Source organism: Streptomyces tubercidicus, assembly GCF_027497495.1.
Lineage (GTDB): Bacteria > Actinomycetota > Actinomycetes > Streptomycetales > Streptomycetaceae > Streptomyces > Streptomyces tubercidicus.
In genome coordinates this window covers 1,457,751-1,481,273 of sequence record NZ_CP114205.1, presented here as the reverse complement: position 1 = coordinate 1,481,273, position 23,523 = coordinate 1,457,751, and the positions used below count along the sequence as shown (strand labels likewise).

Here is a 23,523-nt window from a genome sequence, read left to right as displayed (position 1 = left end):
GAGGACCATGACCGACTCCCCGCAGACACTGACCCTTCGGCTGCCCTCACTCCAGCTGTCGGACGCCCCGCCCGTACTGCGCCCGTACGCCCCCGGCCTCGACGGACTGCGCGCCCTGGCCGTGACCGCCGTCGTGATCTACCACGTCAACCCCGAATGGCTGCCCGGTGGCTTCCTCGGTGTCGACGTCTTCTTCGGCCTCAGCGGCTATCTGATCACCGATCTGCTGCTCGCCGAGCGGCGGAGGCGCGGCCGCATCGATCTGCGTGGCTTCTGGCTGCGCCGGGCTCGCCGCCTGCTGCCTGCGCTGGCTGCCGTCCTGCTGACAGCGACGGCCGCTGCCACCGTCTTCCGCCCGGACCGGCTGGCCTCGGCCGCCGACAGTCTGCTCTCCGGCGCAACGTTCACCAACAACTGGTGGCAAATAGCCACCGACGCCTCGTACTTCGCGAGCTTCGGACCGCCGCCACTCTTCCAGCATCTGTGGACGCTCAGTGTCGAGGAGCAGTTCTACCTGCTCTGGCCGCCGGTGCTGCTCGCCCTCCTGCGCTTCGTGCCCCGACGGAGCATACGGGCGGCCCTCCTTCTCGCCTCTGCCGTCGCCTCGATGACCGCGATGGCCCTGCTGTACGAGCCCGGTGTGGATCCTTCCCGCGTCTACTTCGGCACCGACACCCATATCTTCCCCATGCTGACCGGCGCCGCCCTCGCCCTGCTGCGCCCCTCCACCGGTCTCCTGCCGAACCGGACCGGGCCGACGCGGACCATGCGTCCTGCGGACATCGCCGGAGCCGCGGGGCTGGTCGTGCTCGCCGTGCTCGCCTATACCCTCTCCGAGAAAGACGACAGCCTGTACCCTGGCGGCTTCGCCCTCGCCGCCCTCGCGACCGGTGCCGCGGTGCTCGCCTCCGCACAGCCCCTCGGACCGCTGGCGACCCTGCTCGGCACGCCTCCGCTGCGGTGGATCGGTAAGCGCAGCTATGGCATCTACCTGTGGCACCTCCCCCTCATCTCGATAGCTACTCCCGACCGCATGACTCCCGCCGACGCGCCACTGAACGCGATCACGGCCGCCGTCACCTCCGTCGGCCTGGCCGCGCTCTCGTACCGCTGGCTGGAACAGCCCATCCGCCGCTCCGGCTTTCGTGCGACCGCCCGCACACTGCGCCTCGCCCTCACCTCGGGGGCGACCCGCACGAGGGGAACCGTGCTAGGGGCCAGGGCCGCCGTCGGCTGCGTCACGACGGTCGTCCTGGTCGCGAGCTGCGGGCTGGCGACGACGCCCGACGGAGCCGGCAGCGCCTCCGCCCAGATCGAGGCCGGGCAGCGGTCGCTGAACTCCGCTCCGCCCGCCCAGCCCTCGGCACCGCCCGAGCGGACGCCGAAGAACTCCGCTTCTCCGACCCAGCCAGCGGTGCCTGCCGGGAAAGTCTCCGCGATCGGCGACTCGGTCATGGTCGCCGCCGCGCCCGCCCTGAAATCAAAGTTCCCCGGCATCCATATCGACGCCAAGGTCAGCCGTCAGCTGTCCGTCGCCTCCAAGGAGGTCAACGTTCTCAAGCAGCGAGGCGCATTGGGCGACACGGTGATCATCGACCTCGGCAGCAACGGCACCGGCGGGGAGTCCGACCTCCAGGCTGCCATCGGCGCCATCGGCCCCGGCAAACGGATCGTCCTGGTCACCAGCCATGCACCCGCTCCATGGCAGGACTCGGTGAACCAGGCCATCAAAAGCGTCGCGGCGCGCCACCACCACGTCGCCGTCGCAGACTGGGACAAGGCCATCACTGGTCACGACGACCTGCTCGCCGACGACGGCGTCCACCCTGGCCCTGCCGGCGCCAAGATCTACGCCGAAACGATCGCCTCAGCCCTGGCCACCCTCCCGGCCGGGCGCCGCTGAACTTGATGGTGTGATGTCAGGCCGGGCGTGATCAATCAGGGGCTCTTCCACCTGTCGTGACTGATGGACCACAAGGCCGAGTCCCGGCACCTGGCCCGCGACCGGCTCGGGTCCAGCGCCGCCTCCCAGGTCCTGTGGAGCGCACCACGGCTGATCTGTGTGGCCGGCGACTGGACCCGCTACGACGCGCACGCCGTAAGGGAGCACCGGCGCAGCATCGACCTGGTCCGCTTCCGAACCCTGGCGTGCCGCACGTCGCCGACGGCCTCGCTCCCCGTGATCACCCGGATCGGCTCACTTCCCGGCCGGGGGCTCCGTGGTGGTGGTGTCCTGGGCGGGAGCCCACCAGGGGCAGCAGGTCCAGCGCTACCCCGGCCGACGCGAGGACTACGCCGAGGTCCATCGTGCGATCGCTGCATTGGGCTCGGACCGCTCCGCACGTCGGCCGACCAGCCGCAAGCCGAGCGCCGAACTGGTACTCGCCTGGCAGGCGGCCTGCTGATCGTCCGCCCGCCGCCCCGTTGTCAGCCTCTCTGCCGAGTCCGGTACCGGCGCAGGACCACCCAGGCCACGAGGGCCACGGTCACCAGCCCTCCGACCACGGCCCAGCCGACGGCACCGAAGCTGTCTGTCAGCTTCTCGGCTGATGCGCCCGCCGCCGCCCCACCGAAGACGTACAGGGCCGACCAGGTCGCGGCTCCCGCTAGAGAAGCGGGAAGAAAGCGGGAATAGCGCACCTTGGCGACTCCGGCCGCCGCCGGGGTCAGCGTTCGGATCACGGGCAGCAGACGGGTGAGAAAGACTGCCCATGCCCCGTGCCGGTGCAGCGCGGCCACGGCCCTGTCCCACTGACGGTCCTCGATTCGACGCAGCAGCGCGACGGAACGCAGCCGGTCACCGTAGCGTCGGCCCAGCACATACCCGACGTGATCACCGCAGCTAGCAGCGAGGGCGACAACCACGAACAACCCAGCCAGCATCGCCTTGCCGTCCACCGCCGCGCCCGCTATCAGCACTGCGGTTTCCCCCGGCACAGCCACGCCGATGCCCAGGCCGGATTCGGCCGCACTGAACGCCGCCGCTGCTCCCAGTACCGCCGGTGGTGGAAGATCCTTCAAAGCTTCCATCGCCTGCGTAAACCATGACACGTGCTGTGGCCTCCTGACCCCTCGTTTCACTGCCCGCTGAGGCACCTCCAGTTGATCTCGGCGAGGGGAGAGAAACGGTCATGCCATGGGACGAGATGAGTCCAGGACTCAGGTCGTACGAGCTGCTGCTGTCTCATTCCGCCGGCTTCATCGCCGCCCAGAGCATCCGCGAGGACGAGAGCACACCGGCCTTGACCCACCCTCCGGCCGCCGCCTTGGAGGGTGAAGCTCCAGCCGCTGCCGATAGAGGGTGTCTGAGCGGACAGCCGGGCGGGCCAGGCCGGACCGCCCGGATGTCAGCCGTTGAGGGTGCGGAGCACAGGGCATGCGACGGGTGTGAGGCCATCGCCTCGCACCCGCCGCACGTCCTCCCTGCTCAGGGCGTGAGGGGCGGCTCCGGTGGGACTGCCGCCGACTGCCGGCCGAGGAACGCGGCGATCGCCTGCCCGAAGTGCGACCGCGCCACCGCCGGCCGGGGATTGACGGCGGTGGACTGCCGCTGTGGTGCCAGCACGGCGCCGACCGCCAGCTTGGCGGCATGGATCGCGGCCGGCGGCTGCGCGGCGACCGCAGCGGTGAGCCGGCCGGTGCGATCGGTGAGCTGCGCCTCGGGCACCTGGTGGTCGGCCAGTCCGAGCTCCACCGCCGTGCGGGCGTCGACCAACCGGCCGGTGTAGAGCAACTCCCGTGCCACGGACGGTCCGGTCAGGGCGACCATGCGTGCGGCGAACGCGGGGCTGGCGAGGATGCCGAGCCGGGCGATCGGCATTCCGATCCGGGCGGAATCCGCCATCAGCCGCAGGTCGCAGGCGAGGGCGAGCTGGCATCCCGCACCGGCGGCGACCCCGCGGATCTCGGCGACCACCGGGACGGGGCAGTTCTCGATCGCGGAGAACGCCTCTTCCATGTGCGCAAAGGACTCCTCGACGTATGCGGAGTCCGCATCCACCCAGTCGGTCATGTCGGAGCCGGCGCAGAACGTGTCGCCGTGACCACGGATCACCAGTACCCGCAGTGACCGGCAGGCACCGAGTTCCCTGACCTGGCGGGCCAGCCGCGTCCAAGCTTCGCCCGGGAGGGCGTTACGCCGGCGGCCGTCACCGATCCGGATCTCGGCGGCCGCGCCGGACCGGAACGTCGCGATGGTGACGTCGGGGGCGGGCACGGCGGTCACTTTGCGGCCTTTCGCGCCCGCAGTTCGGCCAACTGCCGCGGATCGACCCCCATGGCGGTCAGCACGGGCGCGGTGTGCTCCCCGTGCCGGGGCGGCGGGGTGCGCACGGTCGCCGGGTGGTCGGACAGCTTGATGGGCGAGGCGATGGTGCGCAGGGTGCCCGCGCCGGTGTGCTCAAGTTCGGCGACCATGCCGCGCGCGACGACCTGGGGGTGCCGCAGCGCCTCCTCGACGGTGTTGATCGGGCCGACCGGTATCTCCGCCTCGGTCAGGAGCACGGCCCACTCCTTGGCTCCGCGGGCACTCAGCGCGCGCTCGATCAGCGGGAGCAGCTCCGCACGGTGGCGGACCCGGTCGGAGTTGGTCGCGAACCGCGGGTCGTCGGCGAGCCCGGCGAGCCCGATCGCGGTGGCGAAGCGGCGCCACATCCCGTCGTTTCCGGCGGCGACCATGAGGTGGCCGTCGGCAGTGGGAAACGCCTGGTAGGGCACGATCGTCGGATGGGCCGACCCGTAGCGCTGCGGAACTTTCCCGGAGGCGAAGTAACCGCCGGCGACATAACTCAGCCAGGCCACCTGGCCGTCCAGCAGCGAGACATCGACCCACTCGCCGGTGCCGGTGTGCTCGCGGTTGCGGAGGGCGGCGAGGACGCCGATGGCGGCCCACATTCCGGCTGCCAGATCGGCCGGCGAGACCCCGAAGCGCACCGGCGGCCCGGTGGGTTCGCCGGTCACGCTCATGACGCCGCTGACCGCCTGCGCGATCGCGTCGTAGCCCGGCTCGTTCCGGTACGGCCCGGTCTGCCCGTACCCGCTGATCGAGGTGTACACCACGGCGGGATTGCGGTCGCGGACGTCCCGGTAGCCCAGCCCGAGACGGGCTGCGGTACCGGGCCGGAAGTTCTCCACGATCACATCGGCGGTGGCGGCCAGTTCCTGTATCAGGCGCAGGCAGTCGGGGTCCTTGAGGTCGACCGCGATGCCGCGCTTGTTGCGGTTGACGCTGTGGAAGTACGCCGCGTCCTCGCCCTGGAAGGGGGGACCCCAGGCGCGGGTGTCATCGCCGGAGACGGTGTCCTCGACCTTGATCACATCAGCTCCCAGGTCGGCCAGCACCATGGTGCAGAACGGCCCGGACAGGATGCGGGACAGATCGAGGACCTTCAGACCGGTGAGGGCTCCGTCGTGAACGAGCCAGGGCTGGGGGTGTGGTGTGGTGCGCATCGCGGTGTCACGCCTCTGTTCCAGTGGGTTTCGCCGGGCGGCCGGACGTCAGGCGCCCAGTTCGAGCAGGAGCTCCATGCAGATGGCGGTGGCGTCGAGGAAGTAGTCGACGCGGAGGTTCTCGTTGGGCGCGTGGTTGGCCTGGTCGGCGTTGGCCAGCGGCAGGCCGATGCTGGGCACACCGAGGATCCCGGTGAAGACCCAGTCGGGAAGCGTGCCGCCATAGGCGGGGATCAGCAGCGGATCACGCCCGGTCGCCCGGGAGATGGCCCGCGCCACCCTGGGCGTATGGGGGTTGTCGATCGAGGTCCGGGACGCCGGTACGCCACCGACCATGGTGACCGTCACCTCGGGGGCATGGGCCCGCAGATGTGCGGCCACCCGCTCGAAGACGGTCTGCGGGTCCTGACCCGCCGTCAGCCGGATGTCGACGCCCGCCTCCGCGGTGTCGGGAATGATGGTCCGGTCCACGTCCCCTGTGGTGATCCCGTTGATCGTGAGTGTGGGACGGTCGGCCAGCCGCTCATAGAAGGACAGTCCGTTGAACGCGGGGTCCATCTCGGTGAGTCCGATGTCCCCGAGGACTTCCTGCAGGTCGAGCGGGAGGGCGGCGAACGCGGCGCGGTCGGCCTCGGACAGCGGTTCCCGGCCGTCGTCGAAGCCCTCGATGAGGACCCGGCCGCCGGGGTCCTTGAGACTCGCCAGCGCCTGGACCAGCTGCCATGCCGGGTTGGGCGCGACATTGCCGAAATTCCCGGAATGCAGCGGGCGGCTCGGACCGGTGGCGCTCAGCCGGAGACGGAGCATGCCGCGGACGCCGTGCGAGACACACCATTCACCGGACTCATGCACCGAACGGTCGCTCCAGACCACGAGATCGCAGTCGAACAGCTCCCGGTGCGCGCGCAGGGTGTCCGCCAGCGTGGGGCTGCCGATCTCCTCCTCGCCATCGAGGAGCACGGTGACCGTGCAGGGGAGCGCGCCGATGTGCTCGTCGAAGAGGCGCAGCGCCTGTAGATGCGCATAGTGCTGCCCCTTGTTGTCACCGGTGCCACGGCCCCAGATTCGCCCGTCCCGCAGGACGGGGGTGAAGGGATCGGAGTCCCACTTCTCGCGGGGCCCGGCCGGCTGGACGTCGTAGTGACCGTAGAGCAGGACGTGCGGTGCTCCCGTCGGCCCCGCGCGGTGGCCGACCACCACCGGCCGGCCCTTGCCGGCGAGCACCGACGGGGTCAGACCGGCCCGCTTGACCTCTTCGACGGCGACATCGGTCGCGGCAGGAAATCCCTCGCCGGTCGCGCTCACACTGGGATGACTGACGTACTCCATCAGTCCGGCGATGAGTTCGTCCTGGCGCCCCTGCACCAGCTCGCGCGGCGTGGCGGGGAGTTGGGCGCGGATCGTGGCAGCGTCCGTCATCGTTGACCTCGTTCTTTCCTGGGAACTGTCGGGCGTGACGCCCGTCAGGCGGGGGTTCGTCGGGCGGTTCGGGGTGCGGCCGCTGCGTCAGCGCAGGGCGAGGAAACGGCGGGCGGCCAGCAGAGAGGCGAGGCTCAGGGCGCCGGCGACCATGATGTAGAAGCTGGGCGAGAGGTGGCTGCCGGTGACGGCGATCATCCAGGTGATGACCACGGGCGCGAAGCCGCCGAAGGACATCACGCCGATGTTGTAGCTGAGGGACAGACCGGTGCCGCGGGTCGCGGTCGGGAAGGCCTCGGACATCAAGGCGGGCAGCGCACCGAAGTAGCAGGCCTTCAGGAAGCCGAGAAGGAACATCACCACGCCCATGACCAGCAGTGACGGGCTGCCCGACAGCAGCAGGAACAGCGGATAGATGCTGAGGATCATGGCGGTCCCGGCGATGAGCATGATCTTGATGCGGCCGATCCGGTCCGAGAGATGACCGATCAGGGGCGTGATGGTCGTCAGTGCCACGCCGGACACCGCCGCCCCGATGAAGCCGACGGAGGACGGCAGGCCGAGGACCTCGTGTGCGTAGGTCGGCATGTAGACGATCACGTAGGTCACCGCGGTGGACATCACCAGTGCGCCGACCATGAGGAGCACCGGCAGCTTCTGGCTCCGCAGCACTTGCCGGACGGGGGGCGTGGCGACGTCTCCTGCTTCGGCGGTTTCGACGAATTCGCTGGTCTCCGGGACATGCCGGCGGATCAGGTAGCCCACCGGGCCGATCAGCAGGCCGACGAAGAACGGAATGCGCCAGCCCCAGGAATCCAGCTGCGGTCCGGAGAGGCTCAGACTCAGTACGGTGCCGAATGTTGCGGCCAGCAATGTGGCCAGGCCCTGCGAGGCGAACTGCCAACTCGCCATGAATCCCCGCCGGTCGGCGGACTGTTCGGCCAGAAAAGCCGTCGCACTGCCGAACTCGCCACCCGCGGAGAACCCTTGCAGCAGACGGGCCACCAGAATCAGTACCGGTGCGGCAATGCCGATGGATTCATAGGTGGGCATCACGGCGATCAGCAAAGTGCCGATCATCATGAGCCGAATGGTGAGCAGCAGCGCGGCTTTCCGTCCGGTGCGGTCCGCGTACGTTCCCAGAACCAGCGCGCCCAATGGCCTGACCAGATACGAGACCCCGAAAGTGCCGAAGGCGAGCATCAGGGAAACCGTCGGATCGCCGGCGGGAAAGAATGCCTTGGAGATCGAAACCGCGAAGAATCCGTAGGAGGTCAGGTCGTACCACTCAAGTGTGTTCCCGGCCGTGGCCGCGAGCACGGCATGCCGTGCTCGGCTCTTGCTGACGGGCTTCTCGGCATTCATCTGACCTGTCTCTCTAGCGGTCGTCATGAGTGTTACTCCCTCGGGTCGAGCAGGCGAACTGTCGCGCAGAGTGGCACCACCGATGAACGAGTCCGAAGTGGAAGAGACGGAATCCGTGAACTCGTTGAGCGATGACGCTAGAGGCACCGGATCGTTCGCACAATCGCAACTTCTAGAACACCTGATTGCCCAAAAAGCAACGACCGGATGAGCGCCGTCACGTGACGGGAAGGTCCGCCCACCGGGTGATCGCGCCGGGCTCGACACGGGTACCGTGCCGGGCGGCCAGGGCCGTGACGATGGCGTTTCCACGGCCGTGTTCAGCCGGGTGCCGGCCGTCGGCAGGCCGGGGTACGGGCGCGGCCGGACCCGCATCGGTGACCTCGATACGCAGCGCCCGAGGTTCTTCGGCCGTCGTCCGCGACATCTGCAGCACGGCTGGAGGAAGGGCGTGAGTGACCGCGTTGGTGACCAGTTCCGAGATCACCAGGACCGCGTCCTCAATGGTGGTGGCAGGCAGATTCCAGCCGGTCAGTACGGTGTGCGCGCGTCGGCGCACCAGGCCTACGGCCTCCGGTATGTGCGGCAGCGGAAAGAGAAATTCCGCGTCCCGCCGCGGCATCGCATGCGAGCCGGAGTATGCACTGCTGGGGGCTGTCGCATTCATCGTCTTTCCCCTGCCTCGGCTGCCTGTGGGGGGGGATGTACACCTGAGCGGCTAAGGAGGCTCTGAGCCGACCACTGATCGATGAGTTCGCCGCGAGAGGCGCTATGTCGTCTTACGGTCCGCCCGGCCGGGTGAGCCCGCAGGGCATATGACGAAGGTAGACGTGGCCCGACCATTCACGCAATCGCAATTTATCGAACAAATCGTTGCCCAAAAGGCAATGTCGCCATATGCTGACGGCATGCTGAACAGTCCGGCTCTTGAGTACTTCCTCGAAGTTGTCCGCACCGGCTCGGTCAACGAAGCGTCCAGGCGACTGCTGGTCGCAGGCTCGGCTATCAGCCGGCAGATCGGGAAACTTGAGCAGGAAATCGGTGTGGCGCTGTTCGAGCGTCGCCCACGCGGAATGGTGCCGAGTGAGGCCGGTACCCTCCTGGCCGCTTATGCGCGCCGCGCCGCACTGGAAACCGATCAGCTGCTCGCGGAAATCCGCGGCCGCGGCCGGCTGGGGGCCATTGTCAGGGTGGCGAGTTCGCAGGGCGGCGCACAGGAATTCCTCCCGGCCGCCATGGCCTCCTTCCGCAAGGACCATCCGGGCACCACCTTCCATCTCCCCGTGGTCACCCCTTCCTTGGCCACACAAATGGTCCAGGACGGCTCGGTCGACCTGGCCGTCACCTTCAGCCTCGCGCCCGTTCCCGACGTCCGCGTCATACACGCCCAGCGGGCCCCGATCCAGGCCCTGGTCCGATCCGACCACCCCCTCGCCCAGCGCAACGAGATCCACCTGCACGACCTCCTCCCCTATCCGGTCGCACTCACCGAAGAAGGCACGACGAACCGGCGCCTCTTCGACCTCTGCTGCTCGATCGAGGGCATTGCCTTCGAACCCCTGCTGGTCAGCTCCAGCTCCAGCACCCTGTCTGCCTTCGTCAAAGAGGCCAACGCCGTCTCCCTGATCGGCCACATCAGCGTCCATGAACGCCTACGCGTCGAAGGCCTGAAATCCATCCCCATCCTCAACCCGGAAATGCACCTCCGCACCCTCCAGATCCAGGCCATGGCCGGCCGCCAGCTCCCCGCAGTGGTGAGCGAGTTCGCCGACCACCTCATCCGTCAACTCGGCGAAACGGAGGTGTAGCGACGGCCACCGAGCCGCATCCGCCTCTCCCTCGCCACCAGCTGCTCACCGCCGCACCCCGCCCCCGTGTATATCCAGCGGAGCAGTCCGCGTTGTCACGGGCACCATCCGTTTAACCAAAGAACCTTGGAACTCTGCATGTTGATGCAGATATCGTCTCGCCGTAATAGCTTCTGCTGAGCCGCGACCGCCGCGGTGGCCGCCCTCGCGGCGCCTGCCCCCGCCGCCGGAGCCGTTGCGGCCACCGGAGCGCCGCACACTGCGGCGTCCGGCACCGGAACCGTGGCCCATCCCGACGGAGTGGTCAGTAATCCGTACGGTGAAGCTCGCCGACGGCGTGCCGATGTGGCCACTGAAGGCTGCCCTGAAACGCGATGCGACCTGGGAGGTTCCGGCTCTCGTGGCGTGATGTAGTCCGCCTTCCTGCGAGCCCCTGCGATAGGGGCGGCGTGATGCCGCGTGAGAGGTGAGGAACCCCTGTCGGCTTGTCGGTGGGCCGGTGGCCCGCTCCAGGGCTCCCGCCTCGGCGGGAGCCGCGGTCAGGGACTTGTCGGCCCCCGGACGCGGCGCTTGGTACCAGCGGAGCGAAGGCCGACGCCTGTGGATCACTCCTGCCGGAAGGAGGCGCACCTTCCCGCTGGGGCGGTCTTCGACTTCCCGGCCGAGTACTGGACGCGCCTCGCCTCGTCCCCCTGCTCAGCTCCACGTTCCGGGCCACACTGCGCGCCAGTTCGTCCTCTCCAACGACGTGCCCGAGTGGGGCTGTGTATTGGTCTGTCCGGGTGATAGTCGAGTCAAGAGGGTGGTGTTCCATTGGCCATTTCGAGTTAATGGTGGTGACCGTTTTCCGGTGGGTTGCCCATCTCTCCGGGGAGAGATGGGCAACCCCTGCGGTGCGCCGGTGCGCCGGTGCGCCGGTGCGCCAGTGCGTGGTACGTGTCGGTGTGTCCTCTCTCTGTCCCGGTGTGCAAGCGGTGATCCGGTGCGCGTATACCGGCGCTGTGCGACGCGGGCCCCGGTGGGAGTTCTTGGGCGGCCCTCTCAGCTGAGAGAGGTTTGTCATGAAACCGACTACGGGTTGGTTGGGAGCTCCGGCGGTAGCCGGCGGGTTTCGGCCGGTTGTACCGGCCGGTGGATCCGAGGTGGCCGCTGTACGGGGGCTTGCGGCCGCGCCGTTCAGTGCGGCGTTCTCCACGGTGACGATCCCGGCGGGCACGACCCCGCTGGCGGTGGCGGTGGCGCAGAACGGCAACGTCTACGTCGGCAACGCCAATTCGGCCAACGTGACGGTGATCAACAGCACCACGAACACCGTCCTGGCCACCGTCCCCGCCGGCTCAGACCCGGCCATGATCGCGGTGGCGGCGAACGGCAACGTCTACGTCACCAACCAGAGCTCGAACAACGTGACGGTGATCAGCAGCGCCACGAACACGGTCCTGGCCACCGTCCCCGTCGGCGGGGGCCCGTTCGCGCTGGCGGTGGCGCCGAACGGCAACGTCTACGTCGCCAACAGCACTTCCAACAACGTGACGGTGATCAGCAGCGCCACGAACACCGTCCTGGCCACCGTCCCCGTCGGCGCGGTCCCGGACGCGGTGGCGGTGGCGGCGAACGGCAACGTCTACGTCGCCAACCGGAACGCGAACACCGTGACGGTGATCAGCAGCGCCACGAACACCGTCCTGACCACCCTCCCCACCGGTGGTTTCCCGGGCTATGCGGCGGTGGCGCAGAACGGCAACGTCTACATCGCCAACCAGACCTCGAACAACGTGACGGTGATCGACAGCGCCACGAACACGGTCGTGGCCACCGTCCCCGCCGGCACGGTCCCGGGGGTGATCGCGGTGGCGCAGAACGGCAACGTCTACGTCACCAACACCGTTTCGAACAACGTGACGGTGATCGACAGCGCCACGAACACGGTCCTGGCCACCGTCCCCACCGGCGGGGGCCCGTTCGGCGTGGCGGTGGCGCCGACCGGCAACGTCTACGTCGGCAACAGCAATTCCAACAACGTGACGGTGATCAGCAGCACCACGAACACCGTCGTGGCCACCGTCCCCGTCGGCGCGTTCCCGTTCTCGGTGGCGGCGGCGCAGAACAGTAACGTCTACGTCACCAACGCCAATTCGGCCAACGTGACGGAGATTTCGCCGTTGACGGTGACGACCTCGCCGGCGTCGCCGGTGTGCGGGCAACCGGTGACGTTCAACATTTCCGGGGGGACTCCGAACGGGACCGCGGTGGTGAACTTCGGGGACGCCAGCCCCACGGTCACCGTCCCCCTGGACGCCACCGGGAGCGGGCAGACCACCCACACCTACACCGCCGGTTCGTTCACCGCGACCGTGAACGGCAACCCCACCCCCGTCACCGTGAGCCCCAACCCCACAACGATGACGCTGTCGGTGACGCCGAACCCCTCCACCTGCGGGCAGAGCGTGACCGTCTGCGCCACCATCACCCCGGCACCAGCCACCACCACAGTGCCGACCGGCACGGTCACCTTCACCCTCCCCAACGGCCAAACCCAGGTGGTCCCCGTCAACGCATCGGGGCAGGCCTGCTTCACCACCACCGCCCTGACCACCGGCACCCTCACCGCCGTCTACAGCGGTGACAGCTGCTTCACCGGCTTCACCACCAGCACCCCCGTCACCGTGAACCGCACCCCCACGACGCTGACCGCGCAGCCAGGCACGATCCGGCTCCGGCTGACTCCGCTGCCCGAGTTCTACATCCCCACTCTCAGCGCCACCCTGACGACCACCTCGGGGATGCCGGTGGCCGGTCAGCCGGTGACCTTCACCGCCACCACGCTCTTCGGCCCGGTCAACCTCGGCACCGCCGTCACCGACGCCAACGGCACCGCCACCATCCACAACGCCATCGTCCCCGTCTTCGCCATCGCCACCCCCTTCTACACCGCGACCTTCCCCGGCACTGCCTGCTACACCCCCGCCACCGCCCACGGCATCCTGCTGTTCATCCCCCTCCCGGGCTGATCTCACTGGCTCCGAAAGCCCCACCTCACCTGGTCTGCCGCGACGGGAGGAACACACCGTGGCCCAACTGGACCAGCCGGCCGACCAGTCGAGGGGTTTGGCGACACGTGTGGATTCCAGAGGCGGGGTCCGGCCGTGAGGGCGGCTCCAGCATCGCCACGGTGATCCAGCAGACCACGGCGCAGGAAGGGCGGCAGAACAACCCGACTCCGCGCCCACAGCAGGAGGAGTGCGTCCCGGGAGCGTGCGCCATCGCGGATGCCGGGCGGCACCGGTCGCGCCGGTCGCACCGGTCGAGGTGTGGTCGGGCTGCCGGCGAGCCGGTGTTGCCTGGTCGATCAGTTACGACCTGTGCGTCCCGGCCCTGGGCAAGGTCGTTCGGTGCATGTCCGGACCAGCCTTACGCCTCCGCGGAGGTGGCCGGTCGTGTCGCGTAGCGGTGGCGCATGGCGTCGCTGGCCGCGGGGCCTGCGGTGAAGACGTAGGTGGCGCTGTCGTCGAGTCGGTGGCCGGTCTTGGCGTCGACGACGACGGGCTCGACTTCCTCGCCGCTGTGCGCGTCGATGAGGATCATGCTGCGTTCGGCCGATGTGAGGCGGGAGTTGCCCCATGCGGCCAGGGCGACGATCACCGGTCGCAGGGAGTGTCCGAGTTCGGTGAGGACGTACTCGTGGCGTACGGGGTTGGACTGGTAGGGCCGGCGCTCCAGTAGCCCGTCCGCGACGAGGGTTTTCAGCCGGGTGGTGAGCATGCTGGAGGAGATGCCCAGGCTCTCCTGGAACTGGTCGAAGCGGGTGTAGCCGTCAAAGGCGTCGTGGAGGATCAGCAGCGTCCACCACTCGCCTACGTGTTCCACCGTCGTAGACAGTGGGCACTCTCGGTCCGACAGCCTGATCCGGCTTGCCACGGCGACCATCCCCTCAGTTGCTGCTAAATTCGAAGTTAGTGGGTGCTATTTTAGCAGTAACGACGGGAGCGGTGCCTTCTGTGTCCGCTCCCGGGAACGGAGCACACCGTGACCACGTCCATCAGCGAATCCCTCGAAGGTCGATGCGCTCTGGTCACCGGCGGCACCAAGGGCGCCGGAGCCGCCATCGCCCGACGGCTCACCCAGGCCGGCGCAAACGTACTGGTCACCGCCCGCAGCCGCCCCGACGACGTCGAGGAGAATGCGTTCATCACCGCCGACCTGTCCACCGCCCAGGGCGCAGCCCACGTCGCCGCCGAGGTGGACGCCCGCGTGGGAGGCGTCGACATCCTGGTCAACACCCTCGGCGGGTCCGAGTCGCCGGCTGGAGGGTTCGCAGCGCTCGGAGAGGACGACTGGGCCAGGGAGCTGAACACGAACCTGCTGGCCGCTGTCCGCCTGGACCGCGCACTCCTGCCGCACATGATCGCCACGGGCAAGGGCGTGATCGTGCACGTCACCTCGATCCAGCGCCGCATGCCGCTGTGGAACGGAACCCTGGCCTACGCCGCCGCCAAGGCCGCCCTGACCACCTACAGCAAGGGCCTGGCCAACGAGGTCGCCCCGCACGGCGTCCGTGTCAACACCGTCTCGCCCGGCTTCGTGCAGACCTCGGCCGCCGACAACCTTGTCGCCCGGATCGCCCACGACGCAGACATCACCCAGGAAGCGGCGCTGGGCCGGCTCATGGACTCCCTGGGCGGTATCCCGCTGGGCCGTCCCAACCGGCCTGAGGAAGTCGCCGAGCTCGTCGCCTTCCTCGTCTCCGACCGCGCCTCGGCCATCGTCGGTGCCGAACACGTCATCGACGGCGGCACCACCCCCACCGTCTGAACCTGCCACCACCCCAGGGAGCGTCATGCACGACAACCAGCCCCGAACCAGCACCCCGGACTCCCTGCCCGAGGTGATCACCCGCTACCTGAAAGCGCACCGCGCCCACGACACCGCAACCGCAATCACGGCGTTCACCAGCGAAGCCACAGTGATCGACGACGGCAGCACCTACGAGGGCACCGAGGCGATCGGGGAATGGCTCGACCGATCCGCCACCGAATTCAGCTACACCATCCACCTCACCGGCGCCCAGCAGATCGACGCAACCCGCTACATCGCCACCCACCACCTTGAGGGCAACTTCCCCGGCGGGACCATCGATCTGCGCTACCAGTTCACACTCCGCGACGGCCTCATCGAACGCCTCGTCATCGAGCCCTGAGTCCCCACCCACGCCACACGTTGCCGCCACATGCGAGAAACCCCGCTCGCCCCGGACCGCCGATCCCCACCAGAGCAGCTGACCGGGCAGATCCGTGCGCTGGAAGACCATCTGGCCCGGCACGTGAAGTGCCATTTCCCGCAGTTGCTCGCCTCGGTGGGCATCGGTCCGGACAGTGCCGTCACCTTGCTGATCACGATCGGGGCCAATCCGGAACGTCTGGGCAGTGAGGCGTCCTTCGCCGCGCTGTGCGGGGTCAGCCCCATCGAGCGCTCCTCGGGACGCCATCATCACCGTCGGCTCAACCGTGGGGCGACCGGCAGGCCAATGCCGCCCTGCACCGGATCGTGCAGACCTGTCTGCCCTACGACCCGCGCACCGGGACTACTACGCGCGCCGCATCCAGGAGGGCAAGACCCGGCGCGAGATCGTCCGATGCCTCAAACGCTACGTTGCCCGAGAGGTGCTTCACCTGGTCAGGCCCACACAGTCATGATCCCCGCCATAGGGGCAGCTGAGACGTGAACGCGAGAGAGGCACGGTCCACGGGGGCCGTGGCTCTCGGCGGGTTCGGTGGCGGTGAGCCAGTGCTTCAGGTAGAAGTAGTCGGCGCCCGGAGCGGGTGTCGGCTCACTGCCTCGCGTGGCATGTGTCACATGGGTCCAGGGGCGCTGTTGCGGTGATCGCACACGGGTAGGGGACGGCGTATGGGCGACTCGATGAACGACCCGATGGGCGGCTTAGGGAACGACTTGGCGAAAGCCTCAGTGGATGACGGCTCAGTGGACGACGGCATACATGTGACCGTGTGGGACGAGACCGAGGGCCGGGGCCCGCGGGCGGTGTTTGCGCACGGGATCCTGACCTGGGGCGACGACGAGCACTACGGCTTCGCGGCGCAGCGCCCGCTCGCCGACCGCCACCGCTTGCTGCTGATGGACCGCCGCGGATACGGGCGCAGCCCCGATATCGAGCACAGCGACTACGAGACCGACGCCGATGACATCATCCGGCTGCTGGGCGACGGCGGCCATCTGGTCGGACATGCGTACGGCGGAGTGAGCGCGCTGGTCGCCGCCGCGCGCCGGCCCGATCTGGTGCGATCGCTCACTCTGATCCAGCCCGGCGCCCTGCGGCCCGCCGCCGGCCACCCGGTCGTCGCGGCCGCCCTGGAACGGGCCAGGGCAGGCACGGCGGAACTGCCCGCCGACTTCTCGCCGGAGGACTTTCTGCTGGCCTCCACCGAGGCGCTGGGGATGGCCGCGCCGGAACCAACCCCGGAGCGGCTGCGCGCCGCCGCCTCGTCGATGGCCGAACGCCCCTGCTGGGACGCCGAGATCGCGCTGGAACCACTGGCGGCCGCGCCCTGGCCGAAGCTGCTGATCTCGGGGGACTGGGCAGGCGCGCCCGCGCTGTACAAGGAGTACGCGGGCGAACCGCTGGTCGCCTGCGCGGAGTTCCTCGCCGAGGAGCTGGGCGCCGACCATCTCGTCGTGCCCGGGTACTACCCGCACACGCAGCAGCCGGAGGCCGTCAATACGGCGTTGCGGGAGCTGTGGGCGCGGAGGTGAGCGCCTGGGCGATGAAAGCGTTCAGCAACCGGCAGGATCCAGCGGACTGAACGGTTGCGCCTTGGCGGCGGTTCGGTCTCGCCCTGGCGGGCCGGGCCAGCGCCCGACTGGCCTCCGGCTTCGGTGTGTCCGTCAGCCGCAGCACGGTCCTGCGCCTGGTCGGCGCGCTTCCTGAGCCGGACGTGCTCGCGCCGCGGGTGGTCGGCGTCGACGAGTACGCGACCCGCAAGGGGCGCCACTACGGGACCGGCCTCGCGGACATCGAGAGGCGCCGAGCCGTCGACCTGCTTCCTGACCGGGAGGCGTCAACCCTTGCCCCGTGGCTTGCCCAAAGGCCAGGCGTTGAGGTCGTCTGCCGGGACCGGGCGCCCGTCCAGCAGGACGACCTGCCCAGCCTCCACACCCTTGCCGCTGGCATCGACCGCGACCGCGACGAAGTCATCGCTGGCCTGACCCTGCCCGGGAACCCGGGTTCCATCGAAGGCAATGTGAACCGAATCAAGATGTTCAAGCGCCAGATGTTCGGCCGGCGGGCTCCGCTCGCTCCGGGAGCGGGTCTTACTCGCCTGACCTGCCGTCCGCGGAGACCCTGCGGCCCCTCAACTGGTCGCAAGTGAGGCTCAGACCCCTTCCGGGTGCTCAGCCGGCTTCAACCACAACTGGGGCTGGGACTGCTGGTAATGCCCGGCGGTTCCCGCTGCCAGAGGAAGCGGCCTTGGGCGTCGGGCCACACCACTCGCATGACCGGGAACGGGGGCCGCGGTAGATGGAGATCGCGCGCCCGAAGAACTCTCGGTACCAGCGGACTGTCCGCAGGTCCATGCGATCAGCTCGTCTCGATCGCCGTAGTCATGACAGATCACACAGCGGCAGGCAGGACGTTCATTGAGCACGGCGGTGAGAGTACTTGCACGTCCCCCACAGACGGTTCGGCAATCAGGCCCTTCAGCCTCTCACCAGGTGACCGGGACGACTGTGGGCCCGGCGTCGGTCTGACCGCCGGCCCAGACGAGGTCGTTGACGAGAACCTGGAGCCGGGCAGAGGTGTGATGGGCATCGGCCCGGATACGGCCGTCACTTTGCTGATCACGATGGGGGACAACCCGGAACGTCTGCACAGTGAGGCGTCCTTCGCCGCGCTGTGCGGGGTCAGCCCCGTAGAACGCTCCTCGGGCACTCGGCAGTACCGTCGCCTCAACCGCGGCGGCGACCGGCAGGCCAACGCCGCCCTGCGCCGGATCGTGCAGACCCGACTGCGCTTCGACCCACGCACAGGGGAGCCCATCCCAACCCGCCCGGAACACGCGGGAGGCGAACCACGCACTGTGGCGCCATGTTCCATTTCGTGCCATTAGTGGCTCGCCCGCCGTCCAACATCTCACTCTTCGTCGTTGCGCGCGTAGAGCTTGAAGACCGGAACGCCTACCTTGTGGCGAGCCCAGCTCTCCCAGTCCCGGTGGAAGAACTCCTCGACGAGGCGCGGGGCGGTCAGGACGGGTCACCTCGTCTGCCTGCGTGGCTCGACCAGTGTCCGAAGGAGATCCAGGGGGTGGGCGTCGATCACCTGGCCCACGGCCTGGCTGCCGGCGTCCCGCAGGCGGCGGGGCGAGTGCTCCAGCCGAGGGCAGCGGGCCGCATGCCTCGTCGCCTCTGGGCTCGTCCCCCTCATGACCCGCTTGCTTCAACTCTCCGAGCGCGACGTCGTCAAGGGAACGCAGCAACCGGGCCGCGGCACCCTGCACTTGCATCAGGACGATGAAGGACTTCTCGTCGTCCTGATGCAGGCGGTGACGTCAGTTGGGCATCCAGTTGGCGGGGACATCGCAAATCAGGTACGGGATACGCTCCATGCACCCGTCGCAGGAGTGGGCGGTCCAGGAGCAGGTTGCCCCCTTTCCGTGCCACGTGCGAAGGCCTTCAGGATCCTCCGGGGCCGCGTAGACCTGCTCGCTCATCCGCACATACTCGACCGGTCCCCAGGCTTGATTCTGGCGCAGCAGATCGCCCAGTTCGAGCAGGAGCTTCATTGCGGCACACGACTTGTTCAGGTCATTGACGCTTCTTCTGCTGACCTCATTGTGAGTATTCTCCGGCAAGGGGATGTCAACTTTCTCCCATTTGATGGTTCGCCACTCAGGCTCCGGATTGCCCGTTGTCCCCGACTTCCACTTCAGCGGGGTACTTCCAAAGTCGACTTCGGGAGTCCTTCGGTTTGCGGCTTTCCACTTTCCTTTGTGTTGCGTGATTTCCTTGAGGTGCGGCCCAATGTCGATGTGATTGTTGCTGCAGGCTGCGAGGTAGTATTCTTGGCCGCGCACCTTTGCCTCCAGAACTCCCAGCATGAAGGATCGCGTCTTGAACTCGCCTGATGCCAGGAGTGCGTTGCGTAGCTCGCCGACAGCATTACGCAGCCCTTGACTGTCGGTGATCTCCGGAATGCTGTGTCGCGGATTTCCCTTGTTTCTCCCGTAGTTGCATCTGGGGCACCTGGTGTCCTTGGTGCCGCCGTGGTAGAGGTTTACGGGCGCTGCCATCGTCATGGTCGGGATCCTTTGTGACTGTGTCGAGGATTCGGTTCGTGATCCGACTTTCGGGGCTTTTTGTTCGGGGGGTGTGCGGCTGCTTCTTAAATTAGCAAAGGTGCAGGTGAATAGTGGGGAAATGCATCGTGCCCTAGTCTCGCCGCGAAGGCTAGAGGCTGTTTTTGGACGCCATTAGGTGATCTTTAGGCGCCACCTCGATGCTCCGCAGAAGCGACTTTTCGGCCTATTTCGATACAGATCTATGATCGTCTTGATGGGTACATTGCCGACAGATCGCCTAGTACGGCAATAAAGCGATCAAACTCCGTTGTGAACATTGACAAAAGCGTTAGAAAATGCCGCCTCCCATCTGGCTCAATTATCTCCGATGCGGGTCTATTGCGGCGCTGATAGTGTTCGCTGGCACTTCGCGTTCAGTGCTTGCCGCGGCCCGCGCCCGGCCTGGTCAAATGTTCGGGAGGAATGCGCTGTGGTGATGACTGTCGGCATGCTCAAGGAATGGCTGGGCAGTATTTCATCGAATGGGGATCTGAGTCTCCCTGATGGGCTCCCGGACGAGTTGGGGGACCTCAAGAATGCGGTGAATATCAAGGCTCTCACAGACTGGTTCACCATCGGAGACAGCCTCACTGACGTCGACCCGGACGCGGGGAACCTGTGTCTCAGGGGGGCCGTTGCTCCGAACGCGCCATTGGTCTCCCTGCGGTTCTTCGCTGACGATGACTCGGATTCCGTGGCCGACGGCGTCGAAATCGTGGGTGTTCGGATCGCCCTGTCGCTGAAGGACCATCCCGTGATGTCGATCCTCAGTGGCATCGGGCTTCAGGACCTCCGGCTGGTCTACAAGATCGGCATGCTGGATGGCGCCGCCGTTCGCGAGGTCTATGCTCAGGCGGAGCTCCCCACTCAGGGCGGGGAATCGCTCCTCATCACCTCTGTGCTCGGCTTCAACGCGTGGCAGAAGAGCTTTGAATTCATTGTGGAGCCTGGTTCCGGGAAGGAGGGGAACCTCCTTGAGGAGTTCTTCGGGCTTTTCGACGCTGACCTGCCACCTTTCCTCAAAGACGTCATCGTGGAGCGCCTTGTGCTGGCGTATGACAGGGGCGCCGCAAGCTCCGGGTTCCGAGTGGAGGTCGACACCCGGCTCCAGCTGGGTGACATCACCGCCGACCTCGACGTCAAGGTGGCGCTGACCAAGCGGTCCGACGGCCAGGGGTATGCCCAGGAGTACACGGCGCGCCTGGTCCTGGAGGCGCCCGCGCAGGGCGGTGACGAAGGCGAACGTATCCGGCTCGGGTTCCTGGGCGCTATCGGCAACCCGAGCAAAGGAGTCTGGGAACTGAGCGCAGCCATGGAGAACAGCGGTGAGGAACTGACGCTGTCTCACTTGGCCGCCGCCGTGGGTGTCGAGGTGCCCTCCGACCTTGCCCCCTTCGTTCCCGCGTTCCATTCGGCATCGTGCACCTATCGCTTCCCCACTGTTCCTTCCGCACCGGGCTGGCTGGTCGTGTCGGTGGCAGTGGGACGGGTGGGGGTGGTGGTGGCGTCGGTGCCGACGGAGGGTCAAGGCCCGACGACGGCGGCTCGGCTGGTGGCGGTGCGGGGGGAAGTGGGGGCCCGGATGTCCGACCTTCCCCTGGTGGGAGAGGCCATTCCGCCAGCCGGCGACGTGGTCGTGACGGGGGTGCAGTTCCTCTACGCCGATAGCGCATGGCCGGCAGCCCGAGTCCAGGCTCTGAACGCGTTGCTGAGGGGCCTGCCGGGGGCCAACGAGGGCCTGCTCCCCGTGCCGCCGGCGGAGCCGCTGGTACGTGGCCTGCTTGTCTGGGCCTCGCTGACGATTGGCGGCAAAGCGCTGGCGCCGCTGGTCGTGCGGCCGAACGGCACCGGGGCTTCCCCTCCTCCCCCTCCTCCGCGGCCACTGAGCCGCCCCGATGCCCCGGCGTCGCCGGACGCATCCGGGGACGCGGTGGTGCTGGGACGGGAACGCGCCGCCGCGGGGCAGGAGCGCAGCGACTCCGCCCAGCAGCTGGATCAGGCATCCGGACCGGTCCGCATCAGCCAGGTCAGCCTCGGCTACGCCAACGGCTGGCTGACCGTGGCCTTCGATGCCGTCATGACACTCGGGCCGGTCCAGCTGGTCCTGCTGGGACTTGGGCTCGCGATCGACGGGGAGTTGAACGTCGAGCCCCGGCTGCGCGGCGCGGGTGTGCAGCTGGACAAGCCGCCGCTGAGGATCAGCGGCATGGTGGAACGGCGCACCGGCTCCGAGATCGCCCCTGGCCTCAAGGAGCAGTTCGTCGGGCTCGCTTCGGTCGAGACCGGGTTCTTCGCGCTGCGCGCCGCCGGCTCGTATGCGAAGGCCAAGGACGGCTGGTCTTCGATGTTCCTGTTCGGTGAGATCTCCGGCGGTGAGCGCGGGTTGTTCGGGCCGCCGCCGTTCCGGGTCGTCGGCATCTCGCTGGGTTTCGGTGTCAACAGCACCGTGCGCACCCCGACCATCGCCCAGGTGAGCCAGTTTCCGCTGGTGCACCGGCTGGACGGCAGTGGCAGTGGCGAGACCCCGGAGCAGGTGCTGGCGAAGCTCGCCGGACCGGGCGGCTGGATCACTCCGCGTGAGGGCCAGTACTGGGGCGCCGGCGGGATCGAGTTCAGCTCGTTCGAGTTCATCCGCTCCCGTGCGCTGCTGCTGGTCGAGGGCGGTGAGTCGTGGAAGGTGCTGCTGATCGGCCGCACCACCATCGATCTGCCGCGCAACCGCAGCGCTGACAAGCAGCCGATCGCCCGGCTCGTGATCGACCTGGCCATCGGCTACCACCACGACCAGGGCCTGTTCTCGATGGACGCGGTCATTGCGCCCGGCTCGTACGTCATCGACCCGGCGGCCGAGCTCACCGGCGGGCTCTCGCTCTACATCTGGGGCAAGGACCGCACCGCGCAAGGGGGCGGCAAGGGCTTCGTGTTCACCCTGGGCGGCTATCACCCCCGCTTCAAGCGGCCCGCCTACTACCCCAACCCGCCTCGGGTGGGCTGGCGGTGGCAGCGGGGCCCGGTGACCATCCGCGGCCAGGTGTACGCGGCGCTCACCGATGGCGCGTTCATGGCCGGCGGCGAGCTGTCGGCCAGCTACGACCAGGGGCACGGCATCCAGCTACAGGCGTGGTTCACCGCGTGGCTGGACGCGCTGGTGCAGTGGAAGCCGTTCTACTTCGACCTGTCGATGGGCCTGAACATCGGCGTCGCGGCCACCGTCAAGGTGCTGTTCGTCAGGGTCCGGATCTCTCTGGAAGTCGGGGTGTCACTGGATCTGTGGGGCCCGCCGATCGGTGGCCGCGCCAAGGTGAAGATCTGGTTCATCACCTTCACCATCAACTTCGGCAATAGCCGCGACGGCGCACCGGCGATCGAGTGGCCGGAGTTCCGGGTCCAGCTGCCCGCCCCACTGTCCCTCACCCCGCTGTGGGGACTGCTGGCCGACGTCGACCCCGAGGAGACCGCTGCCCGGTCCGCCGCGGGCGAGCCTGTGCTGGTTTCCTGCGAGGGGTTCGCCGTGCGCACCGAGGCCGCCGTACCCGCCAGCCGCATCATCTACAACGACGAGCCCCTCCCCGGGGCCGAAGGCAGCCCCATCGACATCCGGCCGATGGGCCTGCGGGAGGTGGTCTCCGAACACCACGTCACCCTGACATCCGACATCGGAGCCTCCCTCGCCGATTGGAGGGTCGCCGCTTACCGGCAGGACATGCCCAAGGCGATGTGGGGCGCGCCACTGCGCAAACCGGCAGATGTCCTGGACGGCGACGGCCTGCTCAGCAACTGCTTGGCCGGGGTCACCTTCGAGATCCCGAGGCCCGAGCTGGCTCCGTCTGTCGGCCGGGTCGATGCCGAGGCTCTGAAAGCCGACAAGCGGCCGGACGCGCCGATCCCGCTGCTGGGCTCGGAAGAGGAAGGGGCCGCGTCCGTGGTGGACGAGAGGAGCATCGCCGCCATCGTCGCCCCGGGCACCGGCATCGCTGCGGAGGCCACGGCCGCGGCCCGTTCCTCGGTGCACGCCGCTCTGGCCGGTCTCGGACTCGCCCCCGGCACCGACGACCCACTGACCCGCTACGCGGAGCTTGCGCAGACCACGTTCACCAACCCGCCCATGACCACCGCAGCCGAGAGGTGAACCG

Annotated in this window: 17 protein-coding genes and 3 pseudogenes; 11 read left to right on the top strand and 9 right to left on the bottom strand. The window is 68.1% G+C overall.

The window, feature by feature from the left end; genetic code table 11:
• Window positions 1–7 precede the first annotated feature (7 nt).
• Complete coding sequence (locus STRTU_RS06300) at window positions 8–1,903, top strand: acyltransferase family protein (protein WP_159742627.1); 1,896 nt, start codon at window positions 8–10, stop codon at window positions 1,901–1,903.
• A gap of 316 nt (window positions 1,904–2,219) precedes the next feature.
• Window positions 2,220–2,405, top strand: coding sequence for a hypothetical protein (locus tag STRTU_RS06290; RefSeq protein ID WP_167539103.1), 186 nt, complete (start codon window positions 2,220–2,222; stop codon window positions 2,403–2,405).
• Window positions 2,406–2,427: 22 nt separating this feature from the next.
• On the opposite strand, the gene STRTU_RS06285 is transcribed toward STRTU_RS06290, so the two are convergent.
• The 6 genes from STRTU_RS06285 to STRTU_RS06260 form a co-directional block, all read right to left on the bottom strand.
• Window positions 2,428–3,030 carry a DedA family protein gene (locus tag STRTU_RS06285; protein ID WP_159742626.1) on the bottom strand — a complete coding sequence of 201 codons (603 nt, stop codon included), beginning with the start codon at window positions 3,028–3,030 and terminating at the stop codon, window positions 2,428–2,430.
• Between the two features lie 397 nt (window positions 3,031–3,427).
• A complete protein-coding gene (locus STRTU_RS06280) occupies window positions 3,428–4,216 on the bottom strand; it encodes an enoyl-CoA hydratase/isomerase family protein (protein WP_246240156.1) in 789 nt (262 codons plus the stop codon).
• Between the two features lie 5 nt (window positions 4,217–4,221).
• Window positions 4,222–5,448 carry a CaiB/BaiF CoA transferase family protein gene (locus STRTU_RS06275; protein WP_159742624.1) on the bottom strand — a complete coding sequence of 409 codons (1,227 nt, stop codon included), beginning with the start codon at window positions 5,446–5,448 and terminating at the stop codon, window positions 4,222–4,224.
• Between the two features lie 48 nt (window positions 5,449–5,496).
• The gene (locus tag STRTU_RS06270) at window positions 5,497–6,867 is read right to left on the bottom strand and encodes a M20/M25/M40 family metallo-hydrolase (RefSeq protein ID WP_159742623.1); all 1,371 of its coding nucleotides are present in this window, start codon (window positions 6,865–6,867) and stop codon (window positions 5,497–5,499) included.
• Window positions 6,868–6,954: 87 nt separating this feature from the next.
• Window positions 6,955–8,259, bottom strand: a complete 1,305-nt coding sequence (locus tag STRTU_RS06265) for an MFS transporter (protein ID WP_174878815.1) — start codon at window positions 8,257–8,259, stop codon at window positions 6,955–6,957.
• Window positions 8,260–8,449: 190 nt separating this feature from the next.
• A complete protein-coding gene (locus tag STRTU_RS06260; RefSeq protein WP_308789363.1) occupies window positions 8,450–8,899 on the bottom strand; it encodes an ATP-binding protein in 450 nt (149 codons plus the stop codon).
• 163 nt (window positions 8,900–9,062) lie between these two features.
• Between STRTU_RS06260 and STRTU_RS06255 the strand changes: the two genes are divergently transcribed.
• The gene (locus STRTU_RS06255) at window positions 9,063–10,040 is read left to right on the top strand and encodes a LysR family transcriptional regulator (RefSeq protein WP_246240154.1); all 978 of its coding nucleotides are present in this window, start codon (window positions 9,063–9,065) and stop codon (window positions 10,038–10,040) included.
• Window positions 10,041–11,182: 1,142 nt separating this feature from the next.
• Complete coding sequence (locus STRTU_RS06250; RefSeq protein ID WP_159742622.1) at window positions 11,183–13,051, top strand: virginiamycin B lyase family protein; 1,869 nt, start codon at window positions 11,183–11,185, stop codon at window positions 13,049–13,051.
• Window positions 13,052–13,451: 400 nt separating this feature from the next.
• Here STRTU_RS06250 and STRTU_RS06245 read toward each other — a convergent pair whose 3' ends face one another.
• Window positions 13,452–13,967, bottom strand: coding sequence for a winged helix-turn-helix transcriptional regulator (locus tag STRTU_RS06245; RefSeq protein WP_174878814.1), 516 nt, complete (start codon window positions 13,965–13,967; stop codon window positions 13,452–13,454).
• Between the two features lie 99 nt (window positions 13,968–14,066).
• Between STRTU_RS06245 and STRTU_RS06240 the strand changes: the two genes are divergently transcribed.
• From STRTU_RS06240 to STRTU_RS06215, 6 genes and pseudogenes are all read left to right on the top strand, one after another.
• Complete coding sequence (locus tag STRTU_RS06240) at window positions 14,067–14,852, top strand: SDR family oxidoreductase (protein ID WP_159742620.1); 786 nt, start codon at window positions 14,067–14,069, stop codon at window positions 14,850–14,852.
• Window positions 14,853–14,877: 25 nt separating this feature from the next.
• Entirely contained in the window at window positions 14,878–15,237 is a 360-nt protein-coding gene (locus STRTU_RS06235) for a nuclear transport factor 2 family protein (RefSeq protein ID WP_159742619.1), read from the top strand.
• 30 nt (window positions 15,238–15,267) lie between these two features.
• Window positions 15,268–15,762, top strand: a complete 495-nt coding sequence (locus tag STRTU_RS06230; protein WP_308789362.1) for a transposase — start codon at window positions 15,268–15,270, stop codon at window positions 15,760–15,762.
• 269 nt (window positions 15,763–16,031) lie between these two features.
• Window positions 16,032–16,808 carry an alpha/beta fold hydrolase gene (locus STRTU_RS06225; protein WP_246241321.1) on the top strand — a complete coding sequence of 259 codons (777 nt, stop codon included), beginning with the start codon at window positions 16,032–16,034 and terminating at the stop codon, window positions 16,806–16,808.
• A 39-nt stretch (window positions 16,809–16,847) separates the two neighbouring features.
• A pseudogene (locus STRTU_RS36320) lies at window positions 16,848–17,179 on the top strand (transposase); the annotation flags it as partial.
• 684 nt (window positions 17,180–17,863) lie between these two features.
• Window positions 17,864–18,082 (top strand): annotated as a pseudogene (locus STRTU_RS06215) (transposase); the annotation flags it as partial.
• A gap of 104 nt (window positions 18,083–18,186) precedes the next feature.
• Here the strand turns inward: STRTU_RS06215 and STRTU_RS06210 are convergent.
• Window positions 18,187–18,592: pseudogene (locus tag STRTU_RS06210) on the bottom strand (indole-3-glycerol phosphate synthase).
• A 9-nt stretch (window positions 18,593–18,601) separates the two neighbouring features.
• A complete protein-coding gene (locus STRTU_RS06205) occupies window positions 18,602–19,348 on the bottom strand; it encodes a hypothetical protein (protein ID WP_159742617.1) in 747 nt (248 codons plus the stop codon).
• A gap of 478 nt (window positions 19,349–19,826) precedes the next feature.
• On the opposite strand from STRTU_RS06205, the gene STRTU_RS06200 reads away from it, so the two are divergent.
• Complete coding sequence (locus STRTU_RS06200; protein WP_336298769.1) at window positions 19,827–23,519, top strand: DUF6603 domain-containing protein; 3,693 nt, start codon at window positions 19,827–19,829, stop codon at window positions 23,517–23,519.
• Window positions 23,520–23,523 lie beyond the last annotated feature (4 nt).

Coding starts and splice junctions, on each gene's coding strand:
- STRTU_RS06205 (WP_159742617.1), bottom strand. CDS start 19,348: ATGACGATGGCAGCGCCCGTAAACCTCTACCACGGCGGCACCAAGGAC.
- STRTU_RS06275 (WP_159742624.1), bottom strand. CDS start 5,448: ATGCGCACCACACCACACCCCCAGCCCTGGCTCGTTCACGACGGAGCC.
- STRTU_RS06270 (WP_159742623.1), bottom strand. CDS start 6,867: ATGACGGACGCTGCCACGATCCGCGCCCAACTCCCCGCCACGCCGCGC.
- STRTU_RS06245 (WP_174878814.1), bottom strand. CDS start 13,967: ATGGTCGCCGTGGCAAGCCGGATCAGGCTGTCGGACCGAGAGTGCCCA.
- STRTU_RS06300 (WP_159742627.1), top strand. CDS start 8: ATGACCGACTCCCCGCAGACACTGACCCTTCGGCTGCCCTCACTCCAG.
- STRTU_RS06260 (WP_308789363.1), bottom strand. CDS start 8,899: ATGAATGCGACAGCCCCCAGCAGTGCATACTCCGGCTCGCATGCGATG.
- STRTU_RS06200 (WP_336298769.1), top strand. CDS start 19,827: ATGACTGTCGGCATGCTCAAGGAATGGCTGGGCAGTATTTCATCGAAT.
- STRTU_RS06285 (WP_159742626.1), bottom strand. CDS start 3,030: ATGGAAGCTTTGAAGGATCTTCCACCACCGGCGGTACTGGGAGCAGCG.
- STRTU_RS06235 (WP_159742619.1), top strand. CDS start 14,878: ATGCACGACAACCAGCCCCGAACCAGCACCCCGGACTCCCTGCCCGAG.
- STRTU_RS06230 (WP_308789362.1), top strand. CDS start 15,268: ATGCGAGAAACCCCGCTCGCCCCGGACCGCCGATCCCCACCAGAGCAG.
- STRTU_RS06265 (WP_174878815.1), bottom strand. CDS start 8,259: ATGACGACCGCTAGAGAGACAGGTCAGATGAATGCCGAGAAGCCCGTC.